Source organism: Citrobacter sp. Res13-Sevr-PEB04-36 (assembly GCF_015672735.1).
Lineage (GTDB): Bacteria > Pseudomonadota > Gammaproteobacteria > Enterobacterales > Enterobacteriaceae > Citrobacter.
Genome location: NZ_JADABY010000012.1, coordinates 39,223 through 49,459 on the forward strand (window position 1 = coordinate 39,223; position 10,237 = coordinate 49,459).

Annotated in this window: 8 protein-coding genes; 3 read left to right on the forward strand and 5 right to left on the reverse strand. The window is 53.7% G+C overall.

Annotated features, from left to right (window positions below; all coding sequences use genetic code 11):
• Positions 1-60 precede the first annotated feature (60 nt).
• The gene (gene lplT / locus IMQ48_RS03290) at positions 61-1,254 is read right to left on the reverse strand and encodes a lysophospholipid transporter LplT (protein ID WP_196207892.1); all 1,194 of its coding nucleotides are present in this window, start codon (positions 1,252-1,254) and stop codon (positions 61-63) included.
• Positions 1,247-3,406: a bifunctional acyl-ACP--phospholipid O-acyltransferase/long-chain-fatty-acid--ACP ligase gene (aas, locus tag IMQ48_RS03295; RefSeq protein ID WP_196207893.1), complete on the reverse strand. Its 2,160-nt coding sequence runs from the start codon at positions 3,404-3,406 to the stop codon at positions 1,247-1,249. The genes lplT and aas overlap by 8 nt, the downstream gene beginning before the upstream one ends.
• Before the next feature lie 602 nt (positions 3,407-4,008).
• Here aas and galR point away from each other — a divergent pair.
• Positions 4,009-5,037, forward strand: coding sequence for an HTH-type transcriptional regulator GalR (galR, locus tag IMQ48_RS03300; protein ID WP_196207894.1), 1,029 nt, complete (start codon positions 4,009-4,011; stop codon positions 5,035-5,037).
• Between the two features lie 54 nt (positions 5,038-5,091).
• Here galR and lysA read toward each other — a convergent pair whose 3' ends face one another.
• Entirely contained in the window at positions 5,092-6,348 is a 1,257-nt protein-coding gene (lysA, locus tag IMQ48_RS03305; RefSeq protein WP_196207895.1) for a diaminopimelate decarboxylase, read from the reverse strand.
• 119 nt (positions 6,349-6,467) lie between these two features.
• On the opposite strand from lysA, the gene IMQ48_RS03310 reads away from it, so the two are divergent.
• On the forward strand, positions 6,468-7,403 hold the full coding sequence (locus tag IMQ48_RS03310; RefSeq protein WP_196207896.1) for a LysR family transcriptional regulator: 936 nt from the start codon (positions 6,468-6,470) through the stop codon (positions 7,401-7,403).
• Here IMQ48_RS03310 and IMQ48_RS03315 read toward each other — a convergent pair.
• Positions 7,390-8,082 (reverse strand): aspartate/glutamate racemase, encoded by a 693-nt coding sequence (locus tag IMQ48_RS03315; RefSeq protein WP_196207899.1) that lies wholly within the window; start codon positions 8,080-8,082, stop codon positions 7,390-7,392. The two genes, IMQ48_RS03310 and IMQ48_RS03315, sit on opposite strands and share 14 nt — an antisense overlap.
• A gap of 142 nt (positions 8,083-8,224) precedes the next feature.
• Here IMQ48_RS03315 and IMQ48_RS03320 point away from each other — a divergent pair, with 142 nt between their 5' ends.
• Positions 8,225-8,551, forward strand: a complete 327-nt coding sequence (locus tag IMQ48_RS03320) for a cupin domain-containing protein (RefSeq protein WP_196207897.1) — start codon at positions 8,225-8,227, stop codon at positions 8,549-8,551.
• 106 nt (positions 8,552-8,657) lie between these two features.
• On the opposite strand, the gene araE is transcribed toward IMQ48_RS03320, so the two are convergent.
• Entirely contained in the window at positions 8,658-10,076 is a 1,419-nt protein-coding gene (araE, locus tag IMQ48_RS03325) for an arabinose-proton symporter AraE (RefSeq protein WP_196207898.1), read from the reverse strand.
• Positions 10,077-10,237 lie beyond the last annotated feature (161 nt).

The following is a 10,237-nucleotide window of genomic DNA, read 5'->3' on the forward strand; positions in this document are numbered from 1 at the left end:
ACAAGCCGTACTGTAGGCCGGATAAGGCAACGTTGCTATCCGGCAACAGCACATAACAGACTAATGGCGACGTTGCCAAATCCACAGCGCCGTAATCGCCAGCGCGAACAGCCCGCCAAAGCCAATTCCGATAGCAACTGCCGGAATGCCCACCAGCACCGCCAGCGAGTAAATACCGAGCATCAGCAGCATGGCGCTGTTTTCACCCAGATTTTGCACCGCGATGGCATTGCCCGCACCAACGCTTTTTTTGCCTCGTTCTTGCAGGAGCGCATTCAGCGGCACAACAAAGAAACCGCCCAGTACACCGATAAGCATTAGCAGCCCATAGGACGGCAACAGCGCATGCTGCAGAGATAAGAACAGTACGCCGACGCCAATCAGGATCCCCGCAGGCATGCAGCGAGACACCGTCTCCAGCGTGACCAGCTTCGCCGCCGCACCCGCGCCAACAACAATCCCAATTGCCACCATGGCGTTGAGATAGGTCGGTGTGGCGTTATCGGTAATCCCCAACGCTACCGGCACCCACAGTACCAGCAGAAAACGCAGCGTCACCCCCGCGCCCCAAAACAGGCTGGTTCCCACCAACGAGAAACGCGTTTCACCGTTGCGCCACAGCGAAGACGCCGCGCAGAAGAAGCTGCGCGTCATTTTCCCCAGATGCCACGACTGACCAGGACGCGCGGCGGCAAGCTTCGGGATAGACAGGTTCGCCACCACCGCACCCGCATAGGCCAGCGCGCAAACTGAGAGCGCGGCTATCACATGCCAGTCAGCCAGCACGCCGCCAGCCACCGAGCCCAGCAGAATAGCGGCGATGGTTGAGGCTTCCATCAGACCGTTGGCTTTCACCAGCTTATCGCCGGTGGTCAGTTCACCGAGAATGCCATACTTGGCCGGTGAATACGCCGCCGCGCCGACCCCGACCAGCGTATACCCCAGAAAAGGGTTAATACCGAAGCAGATACTTGCTGCACCCAGCAGTTTGAGACCGTTGGCGAACATCATCACTCTGCCTTTGGCAAAGCTGTCCGCCACCTGCCCAACAAAAGGGGCAAAAAGAATGTAAGCACCTACAAACACCATTTGCAGGATCGGCTGGCTCCAGTCCGGATAGAATTGCTCCTTCAGCAACGCCAGGGTGGCAAACAGCAGCGCGTTATCGCCAAACGCCGACAGAAACTGCGCGGCGATAACGGACATCATCCCTTTGGACCAGATTGAAGTGTTCGAGTGTACTGACTCACGCATGTTGTTGTTCCGGTTCATCAACCCAGCTTTTCAGCGTTACAAAGTCCGGCTTACCGCTGCCGAGGAGAGGGAGTTGCTTCAGATGGCGAATATCACGCGGCACGGCGAGTTCCGGGATACCGTGGGTCCGCGCATGCTGCAGCAGTTTTTCACGCGTCAGCTCGCTGTCAGTGGTGAACAGCACCAGCGCCTCACCTTTGCTGGCATCGCTCTTGATAGCCGTGGCGTGCATTTTGTCAGCGGAGACTGCCAGCGCCAGCTGCTCGACCATTTCCAGCGACACCATCTCGCCGGCAATTTTCGCAAAACGCTTGGCGCGCCCCTGAATCTGCACGAAGCCGTTCTCGTCAAAGCGCACAATGTCACCGGTGTCATACCAACCGCGCTCAACCTCTCCCTGCGCGTTTTCTGCCATCGGCACTTCCAGCACGCCTGGTTTTTCGACACGCAGATAGCCGCTCATAATATTCGGGCCCTTCAGTTGCAAACGTCCGCCGTCTTCAATGCCAGGAACCGCCAGCAGTCGGGCATCCATACCGGGCAGAATACGCCCTACCGTGCCCGATTTTGCCGCCATCGGCACGTTAATCGACACCACCGGCGCACATTCCGTCACACCATAGCCTTCAAGCACGCGCAGTCCAAACTTCTCCTGCCACAGTTGCTTTGTGGTGTCCTGCAGCTTTTCAGCTCCCGCTACCACGTAGCGTAAACGGTGGAAATCATAAGGATGGGCAAAGCGCGCGTAGTTGCCGAGGAACGTCGAGGTGCCAAACAGTACGGTGCAATTACGGTCATAAACCAGCTCCGGCACGATGCGGTAATGCAGCGGACTGGGATAAAGAAACACTTCTGCACCGGTCAGGAGCGGGGTAAAAAGCCCCACCGTCAGGCCAAATGAGTGAAACAGCGGTAGCGCCGACATGAAACGATCGTCAGCGGTGAAGTCGGCAATGGTTTTAATTTGCTCGACATTCGCCAGAATGCTTTTGTGGCTGTGTACCACGCCTTTCGGATGGCCCTCAGAGCCAGAGGTAAAGAGGATCACCGCGGCATCTTCAGGTTGCTGCTTCACCTGTGCCAGATGTGGTATCAGCAGATGAGAGAAAATCCACAGCTTATCGTTAAAGGTGATATCGGCTTTTAAATCTTCCAGGTACACCCAGTGCACCTGGGTAAGCTGTTCCGGTAAATGCCAGAGTTTGCCTTTGTCGAGAAACTGGCGGGAGGTAAAAATCGTTTTGATTTCGGAGGCGGTAATGGCGCTGGTCAGCCCTTTGACGCCCGCCGTGTAGTTCATCATGGCCGGAATACGTCGACGAGCAATAGCGCCAAAAATCACAGCAGCGCTGATCCCCGCATTGGGGAGCATCAGACCAATCTTCTCACCTTCTACGCTGTATTTTTCCAGAATACGGGCGACAAACAGCGTTTTGGTCAGCAGTTTACGGTAGCTGTCCGGATTAAAGTTAACGTCTTCGATGCAGTTTTTGCCTGCGCCAAAGCGGTACTTCGCCGCCAACAGAGATTCATACAACGTTTCACGCGGTCGCACGGCCATGCGCGCTTCCATCATAATCTGGTGCAGCATTTCACCGGCCATCTTGCGGCGATCGCGCGCGCGCGGCGCTTCCGGCATCGGTAACTGCGTGGGCGGCAGAATGTGCAGTTGAATGCGCGGGAAGAAACGCTGTTTAACCAGACCTTTCAGACGGCTGAAGTAGCTCAGCTCAGCTCCCTCAATGCGTACAGGGACCACCGTCGCGCCCGATTTCGCAGCAACAAATCCGGCACCATCATAGATTTTCATCAATGAACCGGTAGTCGAAATACGGCCTTCCGGGAAGATAACTACCGGGCGTCCCTGTTCTACCAGGCGTACCAGATGTTTAATTGACATCGGTTTGGTAGGGTCTAACGGCACAAAATCAATCAGCGGGGTGAGCCAGCGCATGTACCATTGTTGACTGATCGAGGTGTACACCGCAAAGACCGGTCGAATCGGTAGGAACAGCGCCAGCAGCATGCCATCAATAAAGGAGACATGATTAGGAGTGATTAAGACGCGTTCTCCCTGTAGCGCACTGACATCGCCCGTAACGCGAACGCGGAAAAGCACGCGAAACACATTACGAAAAAAACCTAATAGCATTTCAACTCCCTGTACCATCAATTATCTCAAGATGAATGGTGGCAGATTATACGAGTTGGGTGATAGGCGCGACAGGTAAATGGAATCCGAAATAAGAGGCGAAAAAAAACCTGCGCATCCGCGCAGGTTGGTGCAAGAGACAGGTACGAAGTGCGTACCGAATAATCTCACCAATCAATACCTCTGGGATCTTGATTGTGGTCGCCACCGGGCCGATACGCCAGCCCGAAAACGCAAAGGAATAAACCCAAGTGCAACCAGTTGTGTAAATTATCGCTTACTGTTACAGATACGCGTAAGGGCAAAAAAAAACCTGCGCATCTGCGCAGGTTGGTGTAAATCTTGTGATCAACTCGAAAGCTGATTTCACCTATCAATACCTCTGGGATCCCAACTCTAGCAATCCTCTCTTTCCCCTCGCCAGCGAACAATCGCAACAGGTCATCGCAAAGTGTAAGCAAAAATTTGCATTCTCTTTTTCTGTCTTAATTCATTCGCGCGCGCTCACATTTGCGATGCCCTGACGGGCAATCTGCTTGAACAACCAGCCGTTTTCCGTAACACTGACGGAATGTAAGCGTTTACCCACAACAGGTACTATCATGGCGACCATAAAGGACGTAGCCCGACTAGCTGGTGTATCAGTCGCCACCGTTTCTCGAGTGATCAATCATTCCCCCAAAGCCAGCGAAGCATCACGCCTGGCTGTCACGAGTGCAATGGAATCACTCAGCTACCACCCCAACGCCAATGCGCGTGCACTGGCGCAACAATCCACCGAGACCGTCGGCCTGGTGGTAGGTGATGTATCCGATCCATTCTTTGGGGCAATGGTTAAAGCTGTCGAGCAGGTGGCCTATAACACGGGTAACTTTTTACTGATTGGCAACGGCTACCATAATGAACTGAAAGAACGCCAGGCGATTGAGCAGCTTATTCGCCACCGCTGCGCAGCGCTGGTAGTTCACGCAAAAATTATCCCGGACGAAGAACTGGCATCATTAATGAAGCAAATCCCAGGCATGGTGCTGATCAACCGCATATTACCCGGTTTCGAACAGCGCTGCGTTGCCCTGGATGACCGTTACGGCGCATGGCTGGCCACCCGCCATCTCATCCAGCAGGGCCATACACGCATCGGCTACCTGTGTTCCAATCACAGCATTTCGGATGCAGAAGATCGTCTGCAGGGCTATTACGATGCGCTGGCGGAAAGCAACATCCCGGTTAACGATCGACTGGTGACCTTCGGTGAACCTGATGAAAGCGGCGGCGAACAGGCAATGACGGAATTACTGGGACGCGGCAAAAACTTCACCGCTGTCGCCTGCTATAACGACTCGATGGCGGCGGGTGCCATGGGCGTATTAAATGACAATGGCATTGATGTGCCGAACGAGATTTCTCTGATTGGCTTTGATGATGTGCTGGTATCCCGCTACGTGCGTCCACGGCTGACAACGGTACGTTATCCTATCGTGACGATGGCAACCCAGGCCGCCGAACTGGCTCTGGCGCTGGCAGACAACCGTCCGGTGCCGGAAATTACCCACGTATTTAACCCCACCCTGGTCCGTCGACACTCCGTTTCGACGCTGACAGAATCAGGGAATTCGTCGTCAAACGATTAACCAGATACCACAATGCAGCGTAGGCCCGATTGCGTTTCGCTATCGGGCATTCACTTAAAACAGTTCCAGCGCTAACAGCTCATCAATTGTCTGGCGACGGCGAATCAGCCGCGCCACGCCGTTGTCAAACATCACTTCCGGCAGCAGCGGACGGCTATTGTAGTTCGACGACATTGACGCACCGTACGCCCCGGTATCGTGTAGCACCAGATAATCCCCCGGCATAACCGCTGGCAGCAGGCGCGTTTCGACTTTGCCGCCCTCTTGTTGGGTAAACACGTCACCCGACTCGCACAGTGGCCCGGCAACCACGGTCTCCAGTTGAGGAGCCTGTTGCAGTGAGCGGCCATCTCCCGCCAGCGCTGAAATATGGTGGTAGCTGCCGTACATTGCCGGGCGCATCAGATCGTTAAAGCCGGCGTCGATCAACACAAAGTGGCGACTACCCATGGCTTTTACGCTGCGCACCTGTGCCACTAGTACGCCTGCTTCCGCCACCAGGAAACGTCCCGGTTCGATCTCAAGCTTTACTGGATGCCCCAGATGTTTCGCAATTTGCTCACGCGCGGCATTCCACAAACCAAAGTAGTGATCGGTATTGATCGCCTCCTCCCCTTCACGATACGGGATCGATAACCCACCGCCCGCCGAGATCGCCTCCAGATCCTGACCAAACTCCACCACCTGACGTACCATCGCACCGCAGACCTGCTCCAGGTGACCGTAGTCCACGCCAGAACCGATATGCATATGAATACCGACCAGCTTCAGCTGATAGCGCTGGATCACCTCCAGCGCTATCGGAAGGTCACTGTACCAGATACCGTGTTTGCTGTTCTCGCCACCAGTATTGGTTTTCTGGCTGTGCCCGTGACCAAAGCCTGGATTCACGCGCAGCCACACGCGATGCCCCGGCGACACCAGGCCCAGTTGCTCAAGCATATCCACCGACCCCGCGTTAACCGGGATCTGCAGCTCGTGCACCCGTGCCAGCGTCGCTTCATCTATCATATCGGCAGTAAAGACGATCTCATCGTTACCTGGCATAAAACCCGCCGCCAGCGCACGTTCAATTTCGCCGAGCGACACCGAGTCCACCTTCACGCCCTGCTCGCGCATCAGACGCAGGATATGAATATTTGAGCAGGCCTTCTGAGCAAAACGCACCACGTCAAACTGGCTCAGTTTAGCAATCTGCGCGCGAATGATTTGCGCATCATAAACCCACACCGGACAGCCGAACTCGGCAGGCAGGCGCAGCAGGTTATCGGCGGTCAGGTCGGTGTCGGTATTGTTGAGCGGGCGTGGCATAGCAGACTCCAGTCATCATCTTTTCTATGATTACGCCACAACCCAAAGAGAATAAAAAATATCGTTTTATCGTGAGTCTATGCAAAAATGATATGGAATAACTGATCCGAGGAATACCCATGCCTGCCGTTAACCTGCGCCATATCGAAATTTTTCACGCCATCATGACGGCAGGTAATCTGACGGAAGCCGCGCGGATGCTGAATACCTCGCAGCCGACAGTCAGCCGCGAGCTGGCGCGATTTGAGCAGGTGCTGGGGTTGAAGCTGTTTGAGCGCAGCCGCGGGCGTCTACATCCAACGGTGCAAGGACTGCGATTATTCGAAGAAGTACAGCGTTCCTGGTACGGTCTGGACCGTATCGTCAGCGCCGCCGAAAGCCTGCGCGAGTTCCGCCAGGGCGAGCTGTCAATTGTATGTTTACCTGTGTTTTCACAATCCTTTTTGCCCTCGCTGCTGCATCCGTTCCTGGCGCGCTATCCGCAGGTCAATATTCAGATTATCCCGCAGGAGTCACCGCTGCTGGAGGAGTGGCTATCAGCACAACGTCACGATTTAGGCATAACGGAAACACTGCATACCCCAGCGGGAACCCAACGCACAGAGCTTCTCTCATTGGATGAAGTCTGCGTACTGCCGCAAGGGCATCCGCTGGCTGAAAAATCAGTCTTAACGCCGCAGGATTTTCAGGGCGAAAACTATATCAGTCTGTCGCGAACGGATAGCTACCGCCAGCTGTTGGATGCTCTGTTCCACGAGCATGAGGTTAAACGGCGGATGGTCGTAGAAACGCATAGCGCCGCCTCCGTTTGTGCGATGGTGCGTGCCGGAGCGGGGATCTCTGTGGTTAATCCTCTCACTGCTCTGGATTATGCCGCCAGCGGCGTTGTCGTCCGACGTTTCAGTATCGACGTACCTTTTACCGTTAGTCTGATTCGCCCATTGCATCGACCTGCATCTGCGCTGGTCGATGCGTTCACAACGCACCTGCAAACCCATCTTCCGCGCCTGCTCGAACCGCTGGATGCTATTTTAGACCAACCTACGACAACATAAACTCCACCGCATCTGCCGCATGAATCGCTGCGGTATTGAACACCGGGATCGGGCTTAACTGCGCCGGGACCAGCAGGCCAATCTCGGTACAGCCAAAGATAACCCCCTGCGCCCCCTGACGCGCCAACGCATCAATCACACCCAGGTAATAATCGCGCGAGGCGTCGCTGAATTCACCGAGACATAGCTCATCAAAGATTATCTGATTAATCTTCTGCCGGTCATCCTGTTCAGGGATTGATGTACTGATGCCAAATTCATCCTGTAAGCGTCCGCGATAGAAATCCTGCTCCATGGTGTAGCGCGTACCGAGCAGTGCCACATTGCGCATCTTCTGCTGGCTGATAGCGCGCCCGGTTGCATCAGCAATGTGCAGAAACGGCACGTCGCAGGCGGTTTCTATTGCCCCCGCTACTTTGTGCATGGTGTTGGTACACAGCACAATGCCCTCGGCACCGGCTTGCTGAAGCCCCATAGCAGCCTGCGCCAGAATGTCGCCCGCTTTATCCCACTCGCCGCGACTCTGACACAACTCAATCTCATGGAAATCCACGCTGTGCAACAGGATCTGCGCTGAATGCAGGCCGCCCAAACGCTGCTTCACACCTTCATTAATGAGTCGATAATAAGGAATGGTCGATTCCCAGCTCATACCACCTAACAGACCGATCGTTTTCATCATTTTTCCCGCGTTGGTTACCGTTACGCCAGTGAACCAAAGATGTGATCAACTTTCCACATCTGTGAGCCATCGTTTCTTTTTTATTATTTCTGATATAAATTTAATGAAACATTGTTCCAATACTATACAGGACGGCCGGATGTTTATTTTTCATAAAGAAACCACCCTTGATGATCTGGGCAATGGCGTTACCCGCCGCATTCTGGCTCACGATGGCAAAATGATGGCTGTGGAAGTTAATTTCGAGCAAGGGGCTATTGGGCCACTACACAGCCACCCGCACGAGCAGCTGACCTATGTGCTATCCGGCGAATTTGAATTTACCATTGGCGAAGAAAAGCATGTCGTCCGTGCCGGTGACACGCTGTATAAACAGCCTAATATTTTGCATGGCTGCGTATGTTTAAAGCCGGGAACATTACTTGATACCTTCACGCCAGTACGCGAAGATTTTCTGAAAGCGTAATGTGTTAAATAAAAAAAGCCGGGTGATGCTTACCCGGCCTACAATGTGCTCGAACTGAAGGCCGGATAAGGCATTTACACCGCCATCCGGCACGTTGATGCAACCACTATACCCCAATATTTCTTAGTTTCTCTCCCGCCATCAGCTTGCGTTCAATATGCTCCAGGGTGACGTTTTTGGTTTCAGGAATAAGCCAGAACGTAATACCAATGAATACGACATTCAGTGCGGTATAAAGCCAGAAAGTACCAGCGGCGCCAATGCTGTCGAGCAGCGTCAGGAAGGTTGCTCCGATGATCATATTCGACACCCAGTTGGTGGTGGTTGAACAGGTGATACCGAAGTCACGGCATTTCAGCGGCTGAATTTCCGAGCACAGGATCCACACCACCGGCGCGGCGCTCATCGCATAACCCGCAATACACATCATGGTCATCCCGACTGACAGCCATGATAATCCGCGAGATGCCGTACCGTTATCAAACTGCATCAGGCAGTAGCCCAGCACCAATGTTCCCAGCGCCATCACGGTAAAACCAATTTTCAGCGCCGGTTTACGCCCGGCTTTATCGACCGTAAAGACGGCGATAAACGTAGCAAACATAAAAGTTAAGCCAACCACCAGCGTGGCAATCATCTGTTGTTCTGTGGTGGTAAAGCCCGCCATTTTAAAAATGCGCGGCGCGTAGTACATGATGATGTTCATCCCGGTGAACTGCTGCATCGCCTGTAGCAACATACCGAGGAAAACCGCACGACGAACGTTACTGTTAATCTTAAACAGCGCCCATCCACCCTGCTTAAGCTTCAGGCTTTCACGGATTTCATTCAGTTCATCGCGGGCTTTTTCTGAAGTGTCTCGCAGCATACGCAGCACTTCTTCGGCTTCAATATGGCGCCCCTTTTGTGCCAGCCAACGCGGGCTGTTTGGTAAAAAGACCACCAGCACAATCAATACCACCGCAGGCAGGGCCAGCACGCCGAGCATAGCCCGCCAGTTGCCGGTGTAGCTGAACGCCGTATCGGATAAAAAGGCCAACACAATGCCCAGCGTCACCATCAGCTGGTACATGCTGATCATTTTGCCGCGCACGTTTTCACTGGCCATTTCGGAGAGATAAAGCGGCGCGGTATAGGATGCAATACCGACGGCTACGCCCAGCACCACGCGGGCGGCGATCAGGAGTTCAACGCTAGTCGCGAATGCCGATCCCAACGATCCAAGAACAAAGAGGATTGCCCCAACCATCAGACTGTATTTTCGCCCGAGGCGGAAAGAGAGCCAACCGTTGAACAGTGCGCCAATCGCCGCACCCAGCATCATGCTGCTAACTACCCACTCCTGCAAACGACTGCTTAGCGCAAAGTGTTCAGTGATAAACGGCAGCGAACCCGCAATCACCCCAATATCCAGACCAAATAATAATCCTGCGACGGCTGCGGAAACCGAGACAAACAGATTCATACGTCGCGTGTCACGCATTGAACGCGGCGCTAAAGCAGCATCATGATTAATTGAGACCATTTTTTCCTGCCAGAAACAGAGTAAGACATAAAACTGAAAGTAAGGGATCCTTTGCCAGGAACGTCAGGCTGGAAACGGCAAATACATGGATAAATTAGCTACCACACGCTGTTATGTGATGGACATTACAATTTTAAAATTTATAGATAATTACTCAATAA

Excerpts from the sequence above, each read along its gene's own strand:
- lplT (WP_196207892.1), bottom strand. The coding sequence starts at position 1,254 with ATGCGTGAGTCAGTACACTCGAACACTTCAATCTGGTCCAAAGGGATG.
- aas (WP_196207893.1), bottom strand. The coding sequence starts at position 3,406 with ATGCTATTAGGTTTTTTTCGTAATGTGTTTCGCGTGCTTTTCCGCGTT.
- galR (WP_196207894.1), top strand. The coding sequence starts at position 4,009 with ATGGCGACCATAAAGGACGTAGCCCGACTAGCTGGTGTATCAGTCGCC.
- lysA (WP_196207895.1), bottom strand. The coding sequence starts at position 6,348 with ATGCCACGCCCGCTCAACAATACCGACACCGACCTGACCGCCGATAAC.
- IMQ48_RS03310 (WP_196207896.1), top strand. The coding sequence starts at position 6,468 with ATGCCTGCCGTTAACCTGCGCCATATCGAAATTTTTCACGCCATCATG.
- IMQ48_RS03315 (WP_196207899.1), bottom strand. The coding sequence starts at position 8,082 with ATGAAAACGATCGGTCTGTTAGGTGGTATGAGCTGGGAATCGACCATT.
- IMQ48_RS03320 (WP_196207897.1), top strand. The coding sequence starts at position 8,225 with ATGTTTATTTTTCATAAAGAAACCACCCTTGATGATCTGGGCAATGGC.
- araE (WP_196207898.1), bottom strand. The coding sequence starts at position 10,076 with ATGGTCTCAATTAATCATGATGCTGCTTTAGCGCCGCGTTCAATGCGT.